The organism is Roseinatronobacter sp. (genome assembly GCF_051859525.1).
In the GTDB taxonomy this organism is placed as follows: Bacteria; Pseudomonadota; Alphaproteobacteria; order Rhodobacterales; family Rhodobacteraceae; genus Roseinatronobacter.
In genome coordinates this window covers 71,570-92,089 of record NZ_JBHYFM010000005.1, presented here as the reverse complement: position 1 = coordinate 92,089, position 20,520 = coordinate 71,570, and the positions used below count along the sequence as shown (strand labels likewise).

Below are 20,520 nucleotides of genomic sequence, written 5' to 3'. Positions count from 1 at the left end.
GCGAATAAACGCGACAGGCGCTAGGCCGGCCGGTGTGGCCTGAACGAAAGAAAACCCCGCCTATGCGGGGTTTTTCTGTCAATTTTCGCAGCGATCAGCGAGAGTTATAAGAGGGTTTTTAACTGGTGGAGCCAAGCGGGATCGAACCGCTGACCTCTTGAATGCCATTCAAGCGCTCTCCCAACTGAGCTATGGCCCCACCGTTTCGCCAGTTCGCTGACGATGCCCGCCTATTACGAAAGCAAATCCGCCAACGCAATAGGAAAAACGGCACCATCAGAAATTTGGCATCTTAATCTTCGTCCTCGCCGGCGACATCTGCAAGATCATCCAGCGCGACAGTATCGTCGTCTTCATCTTCCAACAGTTCGTCATCTACGTCGACGGAATCATCATCATCGACCAGCAGATCATCGTCTTCATCCTTGATCTTCTTCTTCGACTTCTCGGCCATGGCAGCGACCACCGACTCGCGGCGTTCCACTGTCTCGATCGGAACTTCTTTTCCGGTATACGGGCTGATGATCGGCTTCTTGTTCAAATCGTAAAACCGCTTGCCGGTTTCTGGGCAGACGCGCTTTACGCCCCATTCTGGATTGGACATCGACTTTTCCTTTATTCGCGTGCCTTCCTTCAAGCCACTTGCCGTGCCATAAGTGATGCGGGCTGTAAAGCCCCCTATCACCGCCTGTCACGATCAGGCCAGTATATGAAACACCACTGCCATGGCCAGATTGCCGGATACGCCCGTTGAAACCACACAACAGCTAGAGTTGGGCTGCGGCGCGCAGGTTGCTGTCACATTGCGCCGTTCGGCACGCATAAAACGGATGTCGCTGCGCGTCTCGGGGCTTGACGGGCGCGTGACGCTGTCGATGCCGAAATCGCTGCCGCAGGCGACAGCGTTGGAATTTCTGTCCGAGAAACAGGACTGGTTGCGCAAGGCGCTGGACCGCATCCCGCAGCAGGTTCCCGCAGGCATTGGCAGCACAATCCTGTTCAAGGGAAACCCGTTACATATTTCCGCAGGCAGCACCCGCATTCTGCACCACGAAGGTCACCTGTTCGTGCCACCGGACCCGTCAGGCACCAAAACACCGGCGCGGGTCGCCGCCTTTTTGAAACACAATGCACGTGCGGCACTGGTTCCTGCGGCACAATCCTATGCCAGCAGGCTGGGCAAACCTGTGGGGGCCATCAGCTTGCGCGATACGCGGTCGCGCTGGGGGTCGTGCACGGCTGATGGTCGGTTGATGTTTTCATGGCGTCTGATCATGGCCCCACCGCAAGTGCTGGACTATGTTGCCGCGCATGAGGCCGCGCATCTTCGCCATATGGACCATTCCCGCGCCTATTGGGACTGTGTTGCGGGGCTGATGCCCGATTATCAGCGTCACCGGACATGGTTGCGCCAGAACGGGGCGCAGTTGCACAGCTACAAGTTCTAGAACATGTTGCTCAAAAGTGGGAACCGGTTTTGAGCTTCTCGAACATGCAAAACCAATAAGTTAGAGCATGTCGCGTGAATACCAATGAACGCGACATGCTCTAGACGGCCACAGCCAAGATCGGGACTAAAAAAGCCGCGATGGCGTGGCCACATGACAGCCCACTCAGGAATGCACCGCCCCATAGCGTTCCAGCACATCATGCACCGCCCCGTCCGGGCGCAGCACCGACCGGAACAGCGCGACCGTGTCCACCTCGAACGGGTCCGTCGCGAATTGCGCGTCGCGCACTACGGCCGCTTCCAACGCGCCCCTGTCGAAGCTGCCGTCGCGCAGATAGGATAAAGTGACATGCGGGCTGAACCGTCGCGGCGTCAGTTGAAACCCGCAGTTTCGCGCGAGCGTCGTAAGTTTCGCCTGAAACCGTGACAACCCCTCATCCGCAGCGACGACCGCATGCAGGTTATGCGGCCTGTCCTTGCCAAACAGGCCCAACCCCTTGATGCGCAAGTGCAATGCAGGAACACGCACCCTGTCCATCGCAAGATGCAACTCCTCCAGGCGGTCAAGGGGGCTGTCGCCAAGAAACACCAGCGTAATGTGAAAATTCTCGGGCGGGACCCTGCGGTCCACCGGCAACAGGTATTGCTGCAACACAAGCTGGCTACGAATATGCTGCGGCACCTCCAGCGCCAGAAAGGCGCGAATCACGATGTGCCGTCTGCCTGTGCGGGCGGGATCACCGCCGCCACGTCATACAGAACCGGTTCAAACCGCGCACAAAGCCGAGCAATCTCGCGGTTGCGTTCGCGCATCTGGGGGGTGCGCAACATGGCCTGAAAATCAGTGCGCGCCTGCCAGCGGGAATAGGCGGCAATACGGGTCTGGGCATCATTGACATGAAGCGCGCCGCCCAGAAAACCGGGCTGGAAGCGTATCACCTTGGTATAGGCATCGGTCAATGCATCCAGAACATCCGCGCAGGTTCCTGGCGTCATTTCAAAGGTGCTGATGACAGTCTGGCCGTCCGGGCTGGCTATGATTTGCATGATATTCCCCTTCCTGCTTGCATGGTGCCGCAAAGCGGGTGCGGGATCAATCATCGAGCATGGCCATCAGGCGCGCCTTCTCGCCCTGATCATCGGATTGTGAGATCGCTTCGGCCAGCGCCTCCAGCGACGCGATGCAATGACCTGCACGAAAACTGTCCACATGTGGCAGCATCGCGCGCACCCCGCGCGCACGCGGTGCGAAACTGTCCCAACGCAACAGCGGGTTCAGCCAGATCAGGCGGCGCGACGACAAATGCAGGCGCTGCATTTCGCGGGCCAGAAGGGCGGGATCGTCACGGTCCAGCCCGTCCGAGATAAGCAGCACAACAGCCCCCTGCCCAAGAACACGCCGCGACCAGTCGACATTGAACCGCCGCAGGCACTGCCCGATGCGCGTGCCGCCCTGCCAGTCCTGTGCCTGCGCACCCGCCGCATTCAGGGCCGAATCCACATCACGGCTGCGCAGGTGATGGGAAATATTGGTAAGTCGCGTGCCGAATGTGAAGCTGTGCACCTTCGACCAGCCCTGCCCGCGCTGATTGGCAACAGCATGGACAAAATGCAAAACCATGCGCGAGTATTGCGACATGGACCCCGATATGTCGCACAGCACCACCAGCGCGGGCCAGCGTGTGGCGGGGCTGCGGCGATGGATGCGCGTCATCTCTCCGCCGTGGCGCATGGCTGCGCGCATACTGGCACGCCAGTCGGGTTTGCGCCCTGTTGTGCTGGGGCGCAGCCTGCGGGTTTGCAGCGGCTTCACCGGAAGTGCCAATTGCGTCAGCATGCGCTTGGCTTCGGCCATTTCGTCGGTCGACATCTGCTCGAAATCCAGATGGCGCAGACGCTCTTTGCCGGACACGGTGTGAGAGGCGTCGATCTGGATCTCAGTATTTTCGCTATCATGTTCCGAACGGGGCGGCTCCGGCCCCTGTGTGTCCCCCAGAAGGGCCTGGGCGGCGCGTTTTGCCGCGTCTTCGGCGGCCTTTTCTTCCGAGACGTTGCGGATCGCGGGAAGCATCAGCGACATCATATGCTCAAGATACCGCGGATCACGCCAGTACAGCCGGAATATCTGGTTGAAGACCTGCCGTTCTTCGGGACGGTTCACAAACACCGCGTGCAATGTCCAGTAGAAATCCGCCTTATGCGCGAAGCCCGCCGCCGCCACCGCCTCGATCGCGAGGCGCACGCGACCCGGCCCGACCGGCAGACCCGCGCGGCGCAAGGCCCGCGCGAAATGGGTGATATTGTCCACAAGTTTGCCATCCTCGGGGATGGTAAGGTCTGCGTAGCGGGCCATGGGCTAGACGCGCGGATGAAGAAGGGGCGTTGCCCCTCTTGGCTGCGCCAATTCACCCCAGGATATTTTTCCCAGAATGAAACTCATGTCGGGGCAAGCGCCGCGCGGGCGTCATCGAGGATGCGCTTTGCCTCCAGTCCTTGCAGGCGGGCGATATCATCCTGATATTTCAGGATCGCGCCCAAAGTGTCGGAAATGACTTCGGGCGAGAGTTCGATCACGTCCAGAGCAAGCAGGCATTTTGCCCAGTCTATGGTTTCTGCAACGCCCGGTTTCTTGAACAGATCCTCGTTGCGCAGACGTTGGACAAAAGCGACGATTTCGCGCGACAATGTGGCAGAGGCGCCAGGGGCGCGGGTCGCAAGGATGTCGAGTTCACGCTGGAATGAAGGATACTCCACCCAGTGATAGAGGCAGCGCCGCTTGAGGGCGTCATGCACCTCTCGGGTGCGATTCGAGGTCAGGATGACGATGGGCGGTTGCGCGGCCGTGATTGTGCCCAGTTCGGGAATTGTGACCTGAAAATCCGACAGCGCCTCGAGAAGGAAGGCCTCGAAGGGTTCATCGGTGCGGTCGATTTCATCAATCAGCAGGACCGGTGCACCGCCAGGCCGGGGGCGCATGGCCTGCAGAAGCGGACGTTCGATCAGGAATTCAGGACCGAACAGCGTATCTTTCACGTCAGCGGCGTCGCCTGCGGCCTGAGAGGCGCGGATGGCCAGCATTTGCGCGGCGAAATTCCATTCATAAACCGCCGAGGATGCATCCAGCCCCTCATAGCATTGCAGCCGGATCAGGTCGCGCCCCAACGCGGTGGCCAATGTGCGTGCGATTTCGGTCTTTCCCGTGCCCGGCTCCCCTTCAAGAAAGATCGGACGGTTCAGCGTGAGCGCCAGAAAAACAACTGTGGAAAGGGCGCGGTCGGCCACATAGGCATGATCTTGCAGCAATGTCTGCACCGATGCGATACTGGAGAGGTCCGTGTTCACATGTTGCCCTTTCGTAATGCATTATGTGTCACACGCTGTCGCGCCAGCGCGCAGGGGTCAAGACCAAACCCCCGCACCCGACACCAAAGGACAATACCGCCCCGCCATACCCCCCGACCGCTACGCACCTACCTGTGACGACCCGCCGCGCATTTGCAGTGCGAGAAGGCTTTGCCAAATCCGGTGTTTGGTTTAAGAACCTTACCATGATAGTAGAACTCGGACATTTCGCCCTTATTCTGGCCTTCGCTGTTGCACTTGCGCAGGCGGCCATTCCCCTTATCGGCGCGCATAAAGGCTGGCGCGACTGGATGCTGGTGGCCAACCCGATGGCCAGTGTCCAGTTCGGGCTTGTGGCCTTCAGTTATGCGGCGCTGACATATGCGTTTCTTGTGTCCGATTTTTCGGTGAAGCTGGTTGTGGACAATTCCCACACATTGAAGCCGCTGATCTACAAGATTTCCGGTGTCTGGGGGAATCATGAGGGGTCGTTGCTGCTTTGGGTGCTGATCCTGACGTTGTTTGGTGCATCTGCGGCATGGTTCGGGGGCAATCTGCCTGCCAGCCTGCAGGCGCGGGTTCTGGCCGTGCAATCGGCCATCACCGCAGCCTTCATGGCCTTCACCATTTTCACGTCAAACCCGTTCACGCGGCTGGCCTTTCCGCCCTTTGACGGGACCGACCTGAACCCGCTGCTGCAAGACCCGGGCCTGGCGTTTCACCCGCCGTTTTTGTATCTGGGCTATGTTGGCCTCTCAATGGCGTTCAGTTTCGCGGTGGCCGCCCTGATCGAGGGGCGCGTGGATGCGGCTTGGGGGCGCTGGGTGCGGCCCTGGACGCTGGCGGCGTGGGTGTTTCTGACAATCGGCATCGCGACAGGGTCCTGGTGGGCCTATTACGAGCTTGGCTGGGGCGGGTTCTGGTTCTGGGACCCGGTTGAAAACGCCAGCCTGATGCCATGGCTGTTCGCCGCCGCCCTGCTGCATTCAGCGATCGTGGTGGAGAAGCGTGAAACCCTGAAAAGCTGGACCATCCTGCTGGCAATCCTTGGCTTCGGCTTCTCTTTGATGGGGACATTCATTGTGCGGTCGGGCTTGCTGACCTCGGTGCATGCATTCGCGATGGACCCTGAACGCGGGGTGTTTATCCTGATGATCCTTGCGGCGTTTATGGGCGGGGCATTGACATTGTTTGCCATTCGCGCGCCGGTGCTGGAGGCAAAGGGCGTTTTCGCGACAGTCAGTCGCGAATCCGCACTGGTGATCAACAATGTCTTGCTGGCGGTGTCGTCCTTTGTGGTGTTCATTGGAACGATGTGGCCGCTTGTGGCAGAAATGCTGTTTGACAGGGTGCTGTCTGTCGGACCGCCGTTTTTCAACATGGCCTTCACGCCGTTCATGGTCGCGCTGGCCATGGTGCTGCCCATCGGGGCAATGCTGCCATGGAAACGCGGCAATATGGCACGGACCATGCGGCCGCTATGGGGGCTGGCTGTGTTTTCAGTCGCCATGGGCGCCCTGACATGGACCTTGCAGACCGGCCATTCCATGCTTGTCCCCATCGGGCTGGCGCTTGGAATCTGGGTCGTTCTGGGGTCTGTTGTCGATATATGGTCGCGCACAGGGCGGGGTGATCTGCGGGCGCGTCTGGGGCGCGTAACGCGCCTGCCGCGCGCTGATTGGGGCAAGTTCACGGCCCATGCCGGGCTTGGCATATCGGTGTTTGCCGTCGCGGCGCTTGTTGGCTGGGAAACCGAAGATATTCGCGTGGTCCAGATCGGAGAGACCTATCACTATGGCGGGTATGACCTGACCCTGACATCTGTCGACCGTGTGGAAGGGCCGAATTATGTGTCCACAATGGCCACCATCGAGGCGCGGCGTGACGGGCGTTTCATCGCAAACCTGCAGCCTGAAAAACGCTTCTATCCGATTGCGGGAATGCCCACGACAGAAGCCGCGATTGATTACCGTGTGACGCGTGATCTGTATCTGGCGCTGGGGGATCCGCAGGATAACGGGGGCTGGGCGGTGCGATCCTACATCAAACCCTTTGCGAACTGGCTATGGTTCGGGTGTTTCCTTATGGCACTTGGCGGTATCTTCAGCCTGAGTGACCGGCGCTACCGTGTCGCTGCGGGGGCGGGAAAAACCCGCGTGGATGCGGTGCCGGCAGAATGAAGGTATTTCGCACCCTTTTGATGGTTCTTGCAATCGCCGCGGGCAGCCCGTCATGGGCTGTCCAACCTGACGAAATACTGGACGACCCCGTGCTGGAATCGCGGGCGCGCGACATCTCGGCGGGGCTGCGCTGCCTTGTGTGCCGCAACGAATCCATCGACGAATCAAACGCCGATCTGGCCCGCGACATGCGACTTCTGGTGCGCGAAAGGCTGGTCGAAGGGGACACCAACGAACAGGCCGTTGCCTTCATCGTGGACCGGTATGGCGAATATGTCTTGCTGCGCCCGACGACCGACGGTGCGAACATCATTTTGTGGGTTGCGGCGCCGGTCATGTTTCTGATCGCGCTGGGATCAGCGCTTGTGTATCTGCGGCGGCGCGACACAGCACCGGAAGCCGACAAAGATGGCCTGAGCGCGGATGAAAAGCGCCGCTTGCAGGAATTGCTGAAAGAGTGACGCATGGTTCAGGCTTTCCCCTGTCCGTGACTGCGCTAAGGTGGCGCGGCATATTCTGACGGGGGCCAAGATGGACTATGACACGCTGACAACACGCATCGATGATCGGGGAATTGCCATTGTGACAATGGCACGACCCGAGATGATGAACGCATTGAACAAACAGATGCGCGCTGAACTGACCCATGCCATCAAGACCATGGCCCCCAAGGCGCGCGTTCTGGTCCTGACGGGAACGGGGCGCGCGTTTTGTTCCGGGCAGGATCTGGGCGATGGCGGAAACGCCGCAGAAATCGATCTGGAACGCACCTTGCGGGAAGAATATGAACCGCTGCTGCGGGCCATTTTCGATGCACCGGTTCCGGTTATCGCGGCCGTCAATGGTGCGGCAGCGGGCGCAGGGGCCAATCTGGCGCTGGCGGCGGATGTCGTGATTGCCTGTGACAGTGCAGTGTTCATTCAGGCCTTCGCCCGCATCGGCCTGATCCCCGATGCAGGCGGCACCTATTTTCTGCCGCGTCAGGTGGGATTTGCGCGCGCCATGGGCGCCATGCTGTTTGCAGACAGCATTCCCGCGCGTCAGGCTGCCGACTGGGGGATGATATGGGAAACCGCCCCTGATGACGAGTTTCACGCCACATGGATGGCGCGCGCCAGTGCACTGGCCAGCGGGCCGACAGTGGCCTACCGCAACATTCGCCGCGCCCTGCGCGACAGCCTGTCAAACACGCTGAACGCACAACTGGCCCTTGAAGCCCAGCTTCAGGCAGAGGCTGGAAAGACACGCGATTTCAAGGAAGGTGTGCTGGCCTTTCTGGAAAAACGGCCTGCCGAGTTTGAAGGACGCTAGTGCATGTTACTGAAAAGTGGGAACCGGTTTTGAGCTTATCGAACATGCAAAACCAATAAGTTAGAGCATGTCGCGTGAATACGAATGAACGCGACATGATCTAGGGCTTGGCGGGCTGCCAGCGCGACAGCCCAAACGGGACCAGACCGGCCGGTTCAGCCTGATATGGCCATCACCGCTAGGCGGACAATCCTTTTGCGCCCATATCCAGAAACTTCTGGCGACGCTCGTGCTTCAGCGTGGCGGCGTCCTTGCCGTCCAGTTCCTTCAGCATTGCATTCAGGGCCGCACCAACACCCTTGATCATGGCATCACGGTCGCGCTGCGCGCCGCCCAACGGTTCCGGAATGATCCGATCAATCACATCCAGCTTTTTCAGATCCTGCGCAGTCAGGCGCAGCGCCTCGGCGGCTTCGCGCATTTTCTCGGCGTCTTTCCACAGGATGGACGCACAGCCTTCGGGGCTGATGACGGAATAGACGGAATGTTCCAGCATGGCGATGCGGTTGGCGGTTGCAAAAGCCACTGCCCCGCCGGACCCGCCTTCACCAATGATCACAGACACCAGCGGCACACCAAGGCTTAGGCATTTCTGCGTACAGCGCGCAATCGCTTCGGCCTGACCGCGTTCTTCGGCCCCTTTGCCCGGATAGGCACCGGGTGTGTCGACCAGGGTGATAACCGGCAAGCCAAAGCGATGGGCTACATCCATCAGGCGTATCGCCTTGCGGTAGCCTTCGGGTCGGGCCATGCCGAAATTGCGCCGCAACCTGCTTTGGGTATCGTGGCCCTTTTCCTGCCCGATGACCACAACCGCACGCCCGTTCAGGCGCGCAAGCCCGCCGATCACGGCCTCGTCCTCGGCAAATCCGCGATCACCTGCAAGCGACGTGAATTCGTCAAACAGCGTGTCGACATATTCCTTGCAATGGGGGCGGTCAGGGTGGCGGGCAACCTGACATTTGCGCCATGGCGACAGGTTCTTATACAGGTCGACCAGTAGTTTCTGGGCCTTCTGATCCAGTGCCGCAGCTTCCTTGGCGACATCCGTTTCGGGATTGGCCGCTGCCATCGCCCGCAATTCTGTCGCCTTGCCTTCAATCTCGGCCAGCGGTTTTTCGAATTCCAGATAATTCATCAACATGTCCACTCGCAGTTTGGGGCGTTATGCGTCAGCAGGGCAGGATTTGCAATCTGGAAGCGCATGAAACCCGATCACCGGACCACGCAGGTTCAGTCCTCAGTTTCATCCCCGAACTGGATCGCATACAGCCGCGCATAGGCCCCGCCAAGCGCCAGCAATTCTTCGTGACTGCCCTGTTCCACAACGCGCCCGCGGTCCATGACCACGATCTTGTCAGCGTTGCGAATGGTTGACAGACGGTGCGCAATGACGATCGTGGTGCGTCCCACCGACAACTTTTCCAGCGCGTCCTGAATAAAGGCCTCTGATTTGGCATCCAGTGCGCTGGTGGCTTCATCCAGCAGCAAAATTGGCGCATCGCGCAACAATGCGCGTGCAATCGCAACCCGCTGGCGCTGGCCGCCAGACAGGGACGATCCGCGCGGACCGGCAGAGGAGTCCACGCCATTGGGCAGCAGCGGCAGGAAGTCATCAACATGCGCGGCATTCAGCGCGGTATTAAGCGCCTCTTCGCTGATGCCTTCTGCCCCCATAAGGACGTTGTCACGGATTGTGTCATTGAACAGCGCCGTATCCTGACTGACCACAGCGAAATTGGCGCGCAACGCTGCCAGATCCATCTTGCGAATGTCATGCCCGCCCAGCAGCACCTGCCCCGCTGTCACATCCGCAAGGCGGGTCAACATGACAAATACAGTGGTCTTGCCAGCGCCCGATGGCCCCACGATGGCGGTTGTCTTGCCTGCCTCGGCGGTGAAGGACAAGCCGCGCAACACAGGTTCGTCGTCATAGGCGAATTCCACGTCCTGCAAGGTGATGGACGCCTGTTCGCGCGGGGGCACGGGAATGCGCGGCGCGGGCGGGTTGGTCACCAAGGGCTGGACCTGCAACAGTTCAAAAGTGCGCTCCAGCGAGGCCAGCATGGATTGCCACGCCGCGCTAAGCGCCGAGAACCGGCGCATCGGGTCGAACAACAGGCCCAGCGCTGTGAAGAAGGACATGAACTGCCCGACCGTGCGCGTGCCTTCGATAATCTGCATGCCGCCATAGATCAGCACCAGCGCAAACCCGATGGCCGCACCGAAATCCATGACTGTGGGCACTGCCGCATGGCCGATTGCCGCCCGCGATGCCTTGCGCCGGTAATCGCGCATCACCACGCCGAAGCGCGACAATTCGCGGTCCTCGGTGCCCGACAGCTGAACCGTTGAAACCCCGTGAAAGGCTTCATTCAGTCGGTTGGAAGTGCTGGCCGCCGCAACGCGCGATTCCGCGCTGCGCCGCCGGATCATCCGCTGCAACCACAACAGCGGCAGCACCAGCACCGGAATTGCCCCCAACGCAACCAGCGTCCAAAGCCAGTCTGTCCAGAGTGCCACGCCGAACAGCACAATCACCGCAGCCCCGTCCCGCCCGACGCCGGTGATCATGCCCTTGAACAGGTTTCCGACAGCGCCGGAATCCCCGCGCACCCGTTCAATCAGGATACCCGGTGCGTTCAGCTTGTAAAAGCTCATGTCCAGCCGCAACAAATGGGCCATCAGAATGGACTGTATTTCTGCCAGCGCCCATTCGGCCTGCTTGATCATGATGACCTTATGGGTAAATCGCGACATGCCACGCCCGAAAAACACCGCCGCCATCCCCATGGCAACGATATACAGGCTGGCGCGGTCCCCTGCGATCATGACATCATCGAACATGGGCCGGATCAGGTAGCTGAACGCGCCCAGCATGGCGGCTTCAAGGACCATGAAGGCAACGGCGAGGGCAATGAACCACAACCTGGGGCGCACGAATGTGTGCCACAGCCAGACCGTGATCACCCTGTCATTGCGGCTTTGGAACTGGCGTTTGCTAAGTTTAAGCTGCTTCTTGTCTTGCTTGGCCACGATAGTTTGACTTCCGGCTGTTTCGCGCGCCAGCATTATCGCCTTTCATCGCGCTTAGAAACCCCGCTTTTGCACAGGCAGGCCGCGCGATTGCGTGACGTCACGCGCTTGGGGCCGATATGTCAGTCGGCAACCAGCATGTAACCGGCACCGCGCACGGTTTGCAAATGGCGCGGGGCCTTGGGGTCATGCTCGATCTTGCGGCGCAGGCGGGTTATCTGCACATCAACCGCGCGGTCCTGCCCGACAACAGCGCCATGCCCTGCCCTGTCGCGCCCAAGATGGTCGACCAGCGCTTCGCGGCGGATCACCTCGCCGGGGCGTTCGCAGAAAAACCGCATGATGGTGGCTTCGGTTTGCGTCAGCCGGATGACAGTATCGCCGCGCTTCAACTCGCCGCGTTCCAGATCATAGCGCAGCGGTCCCATGATTAGGACCTGCGGCAGAACTTCGGTTGCGGCGGGCTGTGGCCTGCGGCGCAGGATCGCATTTATGCGCAACAGCAATTCGCGCGGTTCAAAGGGTTTGGGCAAATAATCATCGGCACCTGCCTCGAATCCCGAAATCCTGTCCTCGGCCTCGCCCTTGGCGGTCAGCAGCAACACCGGAATCGCCGTGTCATCACAGATATGGCGTGTCAGGCTTATGCCATCCTCGCCCGGCATCATCACATCCAGCACCACCAGATCGAAACTTAACCCCGCCAGAATCCGGCGCGCATGTGCCGCATCGCGCGCGGCGGTCACCATGAAACCGTTGCGGATAAGGTATTTCTGCAAAAGTGTCCTGATGCGGGCATCATCATCCACAATCAACAGATGCATGGCGTGGTCCGTTGTCATGTGCGGCGCTCCTTCAGGGCGGTGTATTGGCGGAAAATCTCGTCATCCATCATGGCTTCCAGAACCTGCCGGAACCCTGCCACAGCCTGCGGGCCGGCTGCGCGATAGGCAGCGCGCATCCGGTTGCGCTGCGCTTCCGAGAGCATGCGCTCCAACTCCTTGCCTGCATCTGTCAGGTACAGGTTGCGTTCGCGCCGGTCGGTGCGCCCGATACGGCTTTCAACCAGCCCGTCCGCGATAAGCGTGCGCAGAACGCGGTTCAGGGATTGTTTTGTGACCCCCAGAACCGTCAGCAAATTGTTCACTGTCGTCCCATGGGTGCGGTTGATGAAATGCAACGCGCGATGATGGGCGCGACCATAGGCGTGATCGGCCAGTATGCGGTCGGGATCAGCGGTGAAGCCGCGATAGGCGAAGAACATCGCCTCAATGCCCTTGCGCAACTGCTCGTCAGTCAGGAACAGCAGATTTTCGCCACCCAGTGTTCCCGATCCGCCCTGTCCCATGTGCCGCGCGCCCCCGATTATCGATCTGATCAAACTTTAGGCCATTTTATGTCAGCCTTGTTGACATTCCAAGATCGAATTGCTAGCGATTCGTCAGTTTTCGCGCAACATTATGTCCGATGTGGACCTAACTTGCGTAACTTTAGTAAATCCGCCAAACGAGGAGGCATGTATGGCCGGGGCTTATGACGACAAAGACGGCTTGATCTGGATGGATGGCACAATGGTGCCATGGCGGGATGCCAATGTGCATATTCTGACGCATGCAATGCACTACGCCTCCTCTGTGTTCGAAGGTGAGCGCTGCTATAGCGGCAAGATTTTCAAAAGCCGCGAACATTCCGAACGCCTGCTGGAATCCGGGCGCCTGCTGGATATGAAAATCCCCTACAGCGTGGACCAGCTGGAAGAAGCCAAGGCCGAAGTCCTGCGTGCCAACAACCTGACAGACGCATATGTGCGCGCCCTTGCATGGCGCGGCGCGGGCGAGGATATGGGTGTAGCGGCACGCCGGAACCCCGTGCGCGTGGCGATTGCGGCATGGGAATGGGGCGCCTACTACGGTGACGCCAAAATGCAGGGCGCGAAACTGGATATTGCCAAATGGCGCCGCCCGTCGCCCGAAACAATCCCGACAGCGGCCAAGGCAGCGGGCCTATATATGATCTGCACCATGTCCAAACACGCCGCCGAGGAGAAGGGCTGCTCGGACGCGCTGTTTTATGATTATCGCGGCTATGTGGCCGAGGCGACAGGCGCGAATGTGTTTTTCGTCAAGGACGGGGAGGTGCACACCCCCATCCCCGATGCCATTTTGAACGGGATCACCCGCCAGACGGTTATTGCCATGCTGCGCGACATGGGAATCACCGTGCATGAACGCCATATCATGCCCGAAGAACTGGCCGATTTTTCCGAATGCTGGCTGACCGGCACCGCCGCCGAGGTGACGCCCGTGGGCCAGATCGGCCCGCATAACTTTCAGGTGGGCCAGATGACACGCAAGGTTGCCGAAACCTATGAGGCCTTGGTGCGCGCCTGAAGCAGGTGACGCCCCACGGGTTTGCATACACGCGGCAGGGGCCACAGCCTGCCGCGTGTTTTCGTTTACGACAGGTATGTGCGCGTTTCGGGCGAATCCCCTTTACAACCGGCGCATCGCGCCGCGCAAATACCTGTTTCATGCCATGTTTTTGGCCCGCCTTCATGGAAATGAAACGGAATTAACCAATTTCAGGGCAGAAGGCGCGCCACGCTTGACCTTGTATGATCCGGACGCCTACCAATCTGGTGTCCAGCACAGGCGGGGACGTGATGGCCGTTGAAATACATAAGGGACCGTGCAGCATGACGATCAGGACCATTTCCACCACCCCCATTGATGGCCAGAAACCCGGCACATCGGGCTTGCGCAAGAAAACACCGGTTTTCATGGCCAGCCCCTTCTTGGAAAACTATGTGCAGGCCATTTTCAACGGGATCGGCGGCATCGCGGGCAAAACACTGGTGGTCGGGGGGGACGGGCGGTATTTCAACGACCGCGCGATTGACGTGATCTTGCGCATGGCCGCCGCGAACGGGGCGCGGGGCTGCATTGTCGGACAGAACGGGCTGTTATCGACACCTGCGGCGTCCCACCTGATCCGCAAACGCAAGGCGGATGGCGGCCTGATCCTGTCGGCCAGCCATAACCCCGGCGGCCCTGATGCGGATTTCGGCCTGAAATATAACGGCCCCAATGGCGGCCCCGCAACCGAGAGTGTCAGCGAACAGATATTCACCTGCACCAAGACCCTGGGCGAATACCACATTCTTGACGCACCTGGCGTGCCCATCGACGCAGCCGGAACCTATGACCTTGCGGGCATGCAGGTCGAAATTGTCGACCCGATCAGCGATTATGCCGGATTGATGGAAACCCTGTTCGACTTTGACGCCATTCGCAGCTTGTTCAACAACGGGTTTCGCATGCGTTTTGATGCGATGCATGCGGTCACTGGCCCCTATGCGCATGAAATTCTTGAAAACCGCCTTGGCGCGGCGGCGGGCAGTGTGGTGAATGGCACGCCCTCGCCGGATTTTGGCGGCGGCCACCCCGACCCGAACCCGATCTGGGCCAAAGACCTGATGGCGGCCATGCACGGGCCGGATGCCCCTGATTTCGGTGCGGCCTCGGACGGGGACGGGGATCGTAACATGATTGTCGGGCGGGACTGCTATGTCAGCCCGTCCGACTCGCTTGCTGTGCTGGCCGATCTGGCCCATCTGGCGCCGGGCTATGCAGGGGGGTTGGCAGGCGTCGCGCGGTCCATGCCCACCTCTTGCGCGGTCGACCGTGTGGCCAGCGCCAAGGGCATAGCGTGTTTTGAAACCCCCACAGGCTGGAAGTTCTTTGGCAACCTGCTGGATGCAGGTCAGGTCACCCTGTGCGGCGAGGAATCGGCTGGAACGGGATCAAGCCATGTGCGCGAAAAGGACGGGCTATGGGCCGTGCTGCTGTGGCTGAACATTCTGGCGCAGACCGGCAAATCCGTGGCCAGCCTGATGGCCGACCATTGGGCGCGCTATGGCCGCAACTATTATTCCCGCCACGATTATGAAGAAGTGGACGCGGACGCTGCAACCGCGCTGATGGAGCAGTTGCGCGCGGCATTGCCAACACTTGCAGGGCAGGATTTCGCGGGCCTGACCGTCACCCGCGCGGATGAGTTTTCTTATGACGACCCTGTTGATGGCAGCACCTCCACGCAGCAAGGCATCCGCATTTTCCTGAGCAGGGATGTGCGGATCGTGTTCCGCCTGTCGGGAACCGGCACTGCGGGGGCCACGTTGCGGGTTTATCTGGAACGGCTGGAAACCGCGCCTGACGCGCTGGCGCAGGATGCGCAGATCGCGCTGGCGGATGTGATTGCCGCCGCCGACCAGATTGCGGGGATCACACGCTGGACAGGACGCGATGCGCCCGATGTGATCACCTGAGGGACAGTAGACCCCGCCCCCTTCTGCGGCAGGGCGCGGCGAAACGCGGCCTTGATGCCTGCGGGCGCGCTTGTCTTTCCTGCCGAAACCCTGTCTGAAAGCCCCCATGACCCTGCTTGATCCGCTGCTATACGGTTTTGTCTTTCTTGGCCTGTTCTCTCCGGGGCCGAATGTTGTCATGCTGACGGCATCGGGGGCGCGTTTCGGGTTCACGCGAACATTGCCGCACCTGACAGGGGTGGTGATCGGGGTGGGCATCACAGCGGGCGTGACAGGCCTTGGCGTTGGGGCATTGATCCTTGCGAACCCCGCGCTTGGGATGGTGTTGCGGCTGCTGGCCGCGGGCTGGATCCTGTATATGGCATGGTCCTATTTCAACGCGACGCGCAGGCCAGCCTCGGGCGCGCAGGACACCGGCCAGCCAATGACAGTGTTGCAAGCGGCCCTGTTCCAGTGGATCAACCCCAAGGTCTGGGCGGTCGCCTTCGCAGCCTCTGCGGGGTATGGCGCGGGAATGACGCCCGCGCTGGAAGGGCTGCGCCTTGGGCTTGCGTTCAGTTCCGTCAATCTGGGGGTTTGCCTGTTCTGGACCAGCGCAGGCGCGCTGCTGACAACGCTTTTGCGAAATCCGCAGCACTGGCGCATCTTCATGCGGGTCATGGCGGGGTTGCTGGCACTGTCGGCGCTGATGGTGTTTGTCTGACACTGCGCCATACCTGTGGTCATGCCCCGCCCAATACGCCCCGCCCATTTCGCCCCCTTGTCATGGCGCGCAAATCTGGTAGCGTCTTTTGATCAAATCCACGGGAGTAACAGCCATGGCCCTCGACCGCCCCACCCCAAACGACCTGCGTGCATTCTGGATGCCCTTTACGGCCAACCGCCAGTTCAAGCAGGCCCCGCGCATGCTGGTGGCCGCAGACGGCATGTTCTACACCACATCGGACGGGCGGCAGGTGCTGGACGGCACGGCAGGGCTGTGGTGCTGCAACGCGGGCCACAAGCGCCCGAAAATTACCGAAGCCATCCAGAAACAGGCAGAAGAACTGGATTATGCCCCCGCCTTCCAGATGGGCCACCCCAAAGCGTTCGAACTGGCGAACCGGCTGGTGGACCTTGCGCCCGAAGGCATTGACCATGCGTTTTTCACCAATTCCGGCTCGGAAAGCGTGGAAACCGCACTGAAGATCGCGCTGGCCTATCACCGCGCCAAGGGCGACGCCAGCCGCACGCGCCTGATCGGGCGCGAACGCGGCTATCACGGTGTGAATTTCGGCGGCATTTCCGTTGGCGGGATCGTCAACAACCGCCGCCATTTCGGCGCTATGCTGGCGGGCGTCGACCACCTGCCCCACACGCATATTCCACAAAACCAATGGTCGAAGGGCCAGCCGGAACATGGCGCGGATCTGGCCGATGATCTGGAACGCATCGTTGCACTGCATGGGGCCGATACGGTTGCGGCAGTGATTGTGGAACCCGTGGCGGGGTCCACGGGGGTTCTGATCCCGCCCAAGGGCTATTTGCAGCGCCTGCGCGAGATTACGCGCAAACACGGCATTTTGCTGATCTTTGACGAGGTGATCACCGGCTTTGGCCGTCTTGGCAGCCCCTTTGGCGCGCAGCATTTCGACGTCCTGCCCGATATGATTACCTGCGCCAAGGGGTTGACCAATGGCGTCATTCCCATGGGTGCGGTGCTGACAAGTGCTGAAATCCATGACGCCTTCATGACCGGCCCCGAGAACCTGATCGAGTTGTTCCACGGCTACACCTATTCCGGCAACCCGATTGCATCGGCAGCGGGACTGGCCACGCTGGAAACCTATCGCGAAGATGCGCTGTTTGAACGCGCGGCAGAACTTGCCCCCTATTGGGAGGAGGCCGTGCATTCCCTGAAGGGCCGTCGCCATGTCATCGACATTCGCAACATGGGTCTTATCGGCGCGGTGGAACTGGAACCGATTGCCGGTGCGCCCACCAAACGCGCCTTTGACGCCTTCCTGAAAGCCTATGACAAAGGTATCCTGATTCGGACCACCGGCGATATTATCGCCATGTCCCCGCCGCTGATCATTGAAAAAGCCCATATCGACCAGTTGATCGGCACCCTTGCCGAGGTGCTGGACAATCTGGACTGATCCTGCATGAGCAAATCCCTGAAACGGGTGGCCCGCGCCCTGTCGGATGCGGGCCTGCCCGACACCATTATCGAGGCTGGCGAAACACGCACTGCCGAACAAGCTGCCGCCGCCTGCGGCTGCGAGATTGACCAGATTGTCAAATCGATCCTGTTTTGCGGCGTGTCATCGGGGGCCGTGCGGCTGTTTCTGACCGCAGGGGGCAACCGCGTTTGTGCCGCCAAGGCCTCTGCCCTGGCAGGCGAGGAACTGGGGCGCGCGGATGTCGCGCTTGTGCGGGCGTCCACGGGATTTGCCATTGGCGGTGTCGCACCGATCGGCCATCTGACGCCGCAGCCCGTCTGGATCGACCCCCGCTTGCTGGATTTCAAAATCGTGTGGGCTGCTGCCGGAACCCCGCGTCATGTCTTTTCTATCAAGCCGCGCGTTCTTATGTCCTTGTCAAATGCAACAGACGCGGATTTTGTGGAATGAGTTTGCCCGACCCCGAAATGCAACCGGAATTCTATGCCGATGTGCCGCTGAAACGGGTGGGCGCTTGGGCAATAGATCTGGTCGTAACCTTGCTGATCACGCTGGTTGGCTTGGTCATGACACTGTTTGTCAGTCTGTTTTTCCTGCCGGTCCTGTTTGCAACCGCATCCATCGGGTACCGGACTGTCATGCTGGCACGTTACGGGGCAACATTGGGCATGATGGCAACAGCGTTGAAATGGCGGGGGCTTGACGGGCGCACGCCTGACCCGATGACGGCGTTCTGGTACAGCGTCATGCATACCGGATTATGGACCGTGTTCCCCCTGCAAGCTGCGTCCATGGTCATGATCCTGCTGACGCCGTATCGTCAGGGGTTACACGATTTTGTCCTGAATACCACAATGCTGCACCGGATCGCGCCGCAATAGTTCATAGGACCAATGATGACTTGGCCTGCGTGCAAAGCCTTGCTACTGTGCATGTCATCCCTTTGCCAACAAGTTTACACTCATGCGCCATAGCCTACCGACAATTCCACAATTTTATGTGACAGCGCCCCAGCCCTGCCCCTACCTGAAGGGCCGGATGGAGCGGAAGCTGTTCACGGCATTGCAGGGCGATCAGGCAGAGGCGATGAATGACACTCTGTCCAAGCAGGGATTCCGGCGGTCGCAGAATGTGCTGTATCGTCCATCCTGTTCGGATTGCCGCGCCTGTCTGTCCGCGCGCATTCGTGTGGCCGATTTTACGCCGTCGCGCAGCCAGCGGCGCACCCGAAAACGCAACAATGCGCTGATGCGGGAAGTGAACAGTGCATGGGCCACCGAGGAACAATATGACCTGTTCCGCAATTATCTGGACGCGCGCCATGCAGATGGCGGCATGGCCGATATGGATGTGTTCGAATTTGCCGCCATGGTCGAGGAAACGCCGGTGCGCACGCGTGTCATCGAATATCGTGCGCCTGAAGAAAACGGTGTCAGGGCATTGTCGGCAGTCTGTCTGACGGATGTTCTGGATGACGGGCTAAGCCTTGTATATTCCTTCTTCAGCCCCAGCATGGACAAGCATTCGCTGGGTCAATACATCATTCTGGACCATATCGAACTGGCCCGCGCCGCAGGACTGCCCTTTGTCTATCTGGGCTACTGGGTGCCCGGCAGCCCGAAGATGGATTACAAGGCAGGCTTCAACGCGCTGGAGGTCTATCACGAGGGGCAGTGGCGCGATCTGGGCGACCCGTCAGATTACACAAGTGCAACGCACCCGCTGTCGGTCCCGCCGATCGCCGAACAGGTGACCAAACTGGTCATGCCGCGCGAAATGTCTGCGCCCGTGGGACTGTCGCAGCGCATTTCCAGACCGGACTGACACCCTGCCTGTCCTGAAACCCTGCCACGCCATGCGCGGGAACCTTATTCGGGCCGAAACAGTTTCCACGCCAGCACCACGCGCGATACGGCGGTAACAAGGCATAACGCGCCGAACGCATAGGCCAGTGGCACAAACCAGCCGGGCAACAGGCACAATGCGATAAAAAACAGGATCGTTTCCGTGCCTTCCAGCAGCCCGCCCGTGAAATACAGCGATTTCACCCCATGGGTATCACTGCGCATCTTCCGGCGCTCGGCCAGAACGGAAAACCCCAGAAACGACCCGGCATTGACATAAAAGCTCAGCAACAAGAACGCGCCCGCCACGCCATGCGCGGCCGGATCCAGAATGACAAAGGCCAGCGGGATGGCAGCATAGAACACATAGTCGCATGTGATATCAAGATAGCCGCCGAAGTCGCTGACGCCGTGGGCGCGCGCCACGGCCCCGTCCAGCCCGTCAGCCAGACGCGACGCCGCAATCAGCAGCATTGCCACAACATACGCCTGCGCCACAATCGCAACCGCCGCCGCAATGCCGAACGCAAGCCCCACAAGGGTAACTGCATTCGCACTGAACCCCAATCTGGCGATTTGCCCGCCGATCCTGTTCAGCGGCGGGTCAATCAACGGGCGGATATGACGGTCAAGCATGTCAGCGGCCTTTCGCCTTGCCGGCGCCGCAGGGCAGGCCCCTGCCCCATGCAGTATTGCACATTCGCTTTGGCCTGTCTGCGTGCGTCACACTGCCGATCCCCCTGCATGCGTCCCGTATTCTGTAGGTGATACGCACGGGCAAAACATAATGTTTCAAAATATTTCATCTGATCGGCGCTTCAATTTCTTTTTGCGTGAAACAGTTTGCATCGACGTGCGTATATGA

Annotated in this window: 21 protein-coding genes and 1 tRNA gene; 11 read left to right on the top strand and 11 right to left on the bottom strand. The window is 60.1% G+C overall.

The window, feature by feature from the left end; all coding sequences use genetic code 11:
• Window positions 1–123 precede the first annotated feature (123 nt).
• Both ACTIE1_RS06840 and ACTIE1_RS06835 read right to left on the bottom strand, forming a co-directional pair.
• Window positions 124–199: transfer RNA gene (locus ACTIE1_RS06840), tRNA-Ala, on the bottom strand.
• Between the two features lie 93 nt (window positions 200–292).
• Window positions 293–604: a TIGR02300 family protein gene (locus tag ACTIE1_RS06835; RefSeq protein ID WP_439560998.1), complete on the bottom strand. Its 312-nt coding sequence runs from the start codon at window positions 602–604 to the stop codon at window positions 293–295.
• Window positions 605–725: 121 nt separating this feature from the next.
• Here ACTIE1_RS06835 and ACTIE1_RS06830 point away from each other — a divergent pair, with 121 nt between their 5' ends.
• A complete protein-coding gene (locus tag ACTIE1_RS06830) occupies window positions 726–1,448 on the top strand; it encodes a M48 family metallopeptidase (protein WP_439560999.1) in 723 nt (240 codons plus the stop codon).
• A gap of 165 nt (window positions 1,449–1,613) precedes the next feature.
• Here the strand turns inward: ACTIE1_RS06830 and thpR are convergent, their stop codons facing one another.
• The 4 genes from thpR to ACTIE1_RS06810 all read right to left on the bottom strand — a co-directional run bounded on the left by thpR (window position 1,614) and on the right by ACTIE1_RS06810 (window position 4,792).
• On the bottom strand, window positions 1,614–2,159 hold the full coding sequence (gene thpR / locus ACTIE1_RS06825) for an RNA 2',3'-cyclic phosphodiesterase (RefSeq protein WP_439563313.1): 546 nt from the start codon (window positions 2,157–2,159) through the stop codon (window positions 1,614–1,616).
• Window positions 2,156–2,497: an antibiotic biosynthesis monooxygenase family protein gene (locus ACTIE1_RS06820; protein ID WP_439561001.1), complete on the bottom strand. Its 342-nt coding sequence runs from the start codon at window positions 2,495–2,497 to the stop codon at window positions 2,156–2,158. The genes thpR and ACTIE1_RS06820 overlap by 4 nt, the downstream gene beginning before the upstream one ends.
• A gap of 46 nt (window positions 2,498–2,543) precedes the next feature.
• Window positions 2,544–3,803 carry a vWA domain-containing protein gene (locus ACTIE1_RS06815; protein ID WP_439561002.1) on the bottom strand — a complete coding sequence of 420 codons (1,260 nt, stop codon included), beginning with the start codon at window positions 3,801–3,803 and terminating at the stop codon, window positions 2,544–2,546.
• Window positions 3,804–3,886: 83 nt separating this feature from the next.
• On the bottom strand, window positions 3,887–4,792 hold the full coding sequence (locus ACTIE1_RS06810) for an AAA family ATPase (protein ID WP_439561003.1): 906 nt from the start codon (window positions 4,790–4,792) through the stop codon (window positions 3,887–3,889).
• Between the two features lie 206 nt (window positions 4,793–4,998).
• Between ACTIE1_RS06810 and ACTIE1_RS06805 the strand changes: the two genes are divergently transcribed.
• The 3 genes from ACTIE1_RS06805 (at window position 4,999) to ACTIE1_RS06795 (ending at window position 8,283) form a co-directional block, all read left to right on the top strand.
• Window positions 4,999–6,972, top strand: a complete 1,974-nt coding sequence (locus ACTIE1_RS06805) for a heme lyase CcmF/NrfE family subunit (RefSeq protein WP_439561004.1) — start codon at window positions 4,999–5,001, stop codon at window positions 6,970–6,972.
• The gene (locus ACTIE1_RS06800; protein ID WP_439561005.1) at window positions 6,969–7,433 is read left to right on the top strand and encodes a cytochrome c-type biogenesis protein; all 465 of its coding nucleotides are present in this window, start codon (window positions 6,969–6,971) and stop codon (window positions 7,431–7,433) included. The genes ACTIE1_RS06805 and ACTIE1_RS06800 overlap by 4 nt, the downstream gene beginning before the upstream one ends.
• A gap of 70 nt (window positions 7,434–7,503) precedes the next feature.
• Window positions 7,504–8,283 carry an enoyl-CoA hydratase-related protein gene (locus ACTIE1_RS06795; protein ID WP_439561006.1) on the top strand — a complete coding sequence of 260 codons (780 nt, stop codon included), beginning with the start codon at window positions 7,504–7,506 and terminating at the stop codon, window positions 8,281–8,283.
• 178 nt (window positions 8,284–8,461) lie between these two features.
• Here the strand turns inward: ACTIE1_RS06795 and ACTIE1_RS06790 are convergent, their stop codons facing one another.
• From ACTIE1_RS06790 to ACTIE1_RS06775, 4 genes are all read right to left on the bottom strand, one after another.
• Entirely contained in the window at window positions 8,462–9,421 is a 960-nt protein-coding gene (locus tag ACTIE1_RS06790; protein ID WP_439561187.1) for an acetyl-CoA carboxylase carboxyltransferase subunit alpha, read from the bottom strand.
• 95 nt (window positions 9,422–9,516) lie between these two features.
• Complete coding sequence (locus tag ACTIE1_RS06785) at window positions 9,517–11,319, bottom strand: ABC transporter ATP-binding protein (RefSeq protein ID WP_439561007.1); 1,803 nt, start codon at window positions 11,317–11,319, stop codon at window positions 9,517–9,519.
• Between the two features lie 122 nt (window positions 11,320–11,441).
• Window positions 11,442–12,161, bottom strand: a complete 720-nt coding sequence (locus ACTIE1_RS06780) for a response regulator (protein ID WP_439561008.1) — start codon at window positions 12,159–12,161, stop codon at window positions 11,442–11,444.
• Complete coding sequence (locus ACTIE1_RS06775; protein WP_439561188.1) at window positions 12,158–12,667, bottom strand: MarR family winged helix-turn-helix transcriptional regulator; 510 nt, start codon at window positions 12,665–12,667, stop codon at window positions 12,158–12,160. Before ACTIE1_RS06775 ends, ACTIE1_RS06780 begins: the two co-directional genes overlap by 4 nt.
• A gap of 172 nt (window positions 12,668–12,839) precedes the next feature.
• Here ACTIE1_RS06775 and ACTIE1_RS06770 point away from each other — a divergent pair, with 172 nt between their 5' ends.
• The 7 genes from ACTIE1_RS06770 (at window position 12,840) to ACTIE1_RS06740 (ending at window position 19,635) form a co-directional block, all read left to right on the top strand.
• The gene (locus ACTIE1_RS06770) at window positions 12,840–13,709 is read left to right on the top strand and encodes a branched-chain amino acid aminotransferase (RefSeq protein ID WP_439561009.1); all 870 of its coding nucleotides are present in this window, start codon (window positions 12,840–12,842) and stop codon (window positions 13,707–13,709) included.
• Window positions 13,710–14,014: 305 nt separating this feature from the next.
• Complete coding sequence (locus ACTIE1_RS06765; protein WP_439561010.1) at window positions 14,015–15,646, top strand: alpha-D-glucose phosphate-specific phosphoglucomutase; 1,632 nt, start codon at window positions 14,015–14,017, stop codon at window positions 15,644–15,646.
• Between the two features lie 106 nt (window positions 15,647–15,752).
• Complete coding sequence (locus tag ACTIE1_RS06760; RefSeq protein ID WP_439561011.1) at window positions 15,753–16,349, top strand: LysE family translocator; 597 nt, start codon at window positions 15,753–15,755, stop codon at window positions 16,347–16,349.
• 115 nt (window positions 16,350–16,464) lie between these two features.
• Window positions 16,465–17,787 carry an aspartate aminotransferase family protein gene (locus tag ACTIE1_RS06755; protein WP_439561012.1) on the top strand — a complete coding sequence of 441 codons (1,323 nt, stop codon included), beginning with the start codon at window positions 16,465–16,467 and terminating at the stop codon, window positions 17,785–17,787.
• A 6-nt stretch (window positions 17,788–17,793) separates the two neighbouring features.
• On the top strand, window positions 17,794–18,261 hold the full coding sequence (locus tag ACTIE1_RS06750; RefSeq protein ID WP_439561013.1) for a YbaK/EbsC family protein: 468 nt from the start codon (window positions 17,794–17,796) through the stop codon (window positions 18,259–18,261).
• Complete coding sequence (locus tag ACTIE1_RS06745) at window positions 18,258–18,692, top strand: RDD family protein (protein ID WP_439561014.1); 435 nt, start codon at window positions 18,258–18,260, stop codon at window positions 18,690–18,692. The genes ACTIE1_RS06750 and ACTIE1_RS06745 overlap by 4 nt, the downstream gene beginning before the upstream one ends.
• Before the next feature lie 82 nt (window positions 18,693–18,774).
• Window positions 18,775–19,635, top strand: a complete 861-nt coding sequence (locus tag ACTIE1_RS06740; RefSeq protein ID WP_439561015.1) for an arginyltransferase — start codon at window positions 18,775–18,777, stop codon at window positions 19,633–19,635.
• Between the two features lie 44 nt (window positions 19,636–19,679).
• Here the strand turns inward: ACTIE1_RS06740 and ACTIE1_RS06735 are convergent, their stop codons facing one another.
• Window positions 19,680–20,291, bottom strand: coding sequence for a CDP-alcohol phosphatidyltransferase family protein (locus tag ACTIE1_RS06735; protein WP_439561016.1), 612 nt, complete (start codon window positions 20,289–20,291; stop codon window positions 19,680–19,682).
• Between the last annotated feature and the right edge of the window lie 229 nt (window positions 20,292–20,520).

What these genes read in the sequence shown, in the direction of transcription:
- ACTIE1_RS06815 (WP_439561002.1), bottom strand. Translation starts at nt 3,803, where the DNA reads ATGGCCCGCTACGCAGACCTTACCATCCCCGAGGATGGCAAACTTGTG.
- ACTIE1_RS06755 (WP_439561012.1), top strand. Translation starts at nt 16,465, where the DNA reads ATGGCCCTCGACCGCCCCACCCCAAACGACCTGCGTGCATTCTGGATG.
- ACTIE1_RS06790 (WP_439561187.1), bottom strand. Translation starts at nt 9,421, where the DNA reads ATGAATTATCTGGAATTCGAAAAACCGCTGGCCGAGATTGAAGGCAAG.
- ACTIE1_RS06745 (WP_439561014.1), top strand. Translation starts at nt 18,258, where the DNA reads ATGAGTTTGCCCGACCCCGAAATGCAACCGGAATTCTATGCCGATGTG.
- ACTIE1_RS06800 (WP_439561005.1), top strand. Translation starts at nt 6,969, where the DNA reads ATGAAGGTATTTCGCACCCTTTTGATGGTTCTTGCAATCGCCGCGGGC.
- ACTIE1_RS06770 (WP_439561009.1), top strand. Translation starts at nt 12,840, where the DNA reads ATGGCCGGGGCTTATGACGACAAAGACGGCTTGATCTGGATGGATGGC.
- ACTIE1_RS06835 (WP_439560998.1), bottom strand. Translation starts at nt 604, where the DNA reads ATGTCCAATCCAGAATGGGGCGTAAAGCGCGTCTGCCCAGAAACCGGC.
- ACTIE1_RS06735 (WP_439561016.1), bottom strand. Translation starts at nt 20,291, where the DNA reads ATGCTTGACCGTCATATCCGCCCGTTGATTGACCCGCCGCTGAACAGG.
- ACTIE1_RS06750 (WP_439561013.1), top strand. Translation starts at nt 17,794, where the DNA reads ATGAGCAAATCCCTGAAACGGGTGGCCCGCGCCCTGTCGGATGCGGGC.
- ACTIE1_RS06775 (WP_439561188.1), bottom strand. Translation starts at nt 12,667, where the DNA reads ATGGGACAGGGCGGATCGGGAACACTGGGTGGCGAAAATCTGCTGTTC.
- ACTIE1_RS06830 (WP_439560999.1), top strand. Translation starts at nt 726, where the DNA reads ATGGCCAGATTGCCGGATACGCCCGTTGAAACCACACAACAGCTAGAG.
- ACTIE1_RS06780 (WP_439561008.1), bottom strand. Translation starts at nt 12,161, where the DNA reads ATGACAACGGACCACGCCATGCATCTGTTGATTGTGGATGATGATGCC.
- ACTIE1_RS06795 (WP_439561006.1), top strand. Translation starts at nt 7,504, where the DNA reads ATGGACTATGACACGCTGACAACACGCATCGATGATCGGGGAATTGCC.
- ACTIE1_RS06740 (WP_439561015.1), top strand. Translation starts at nt 18,775, where the DNA reads ATGCGCCATAGCCTACCGACAATTCCACAATTTTATGTGACAGCGCCC.
- ACTIE1_RS06760 (WP_439561011.1), top strand. Translation starts at nt 15,753, where the DNA reads ATGACCCTGCTTGATCCGCTGCTATACGGTTTTGTCTTTCTTGGCCTG.
- ACTIE1_RS06820 (WP_439561001.1), bottom strand. Translation starts at nt 2,497, where the DNA reads ATGCAAATCATAGCCAGCCCGGACGGCCAGACTGTCATCAGCACCTTT.
- ACTIE1_RS06765 (WP_439561010.1), top strand. Translation starts at nt 14,015, where the DNA reads ATGACGATCAGGACCATTTCCACCACCCCCATTGATGGCCAGAAACCC.
- ACTIE1_RS06805 (WP_439561004.1), top strand. Translation starts at nt 4,999, where the DNA reads ATGATAGTAGAACTCGGACATTTCGCCCTTATTCTGGCCTTCGCTGTT.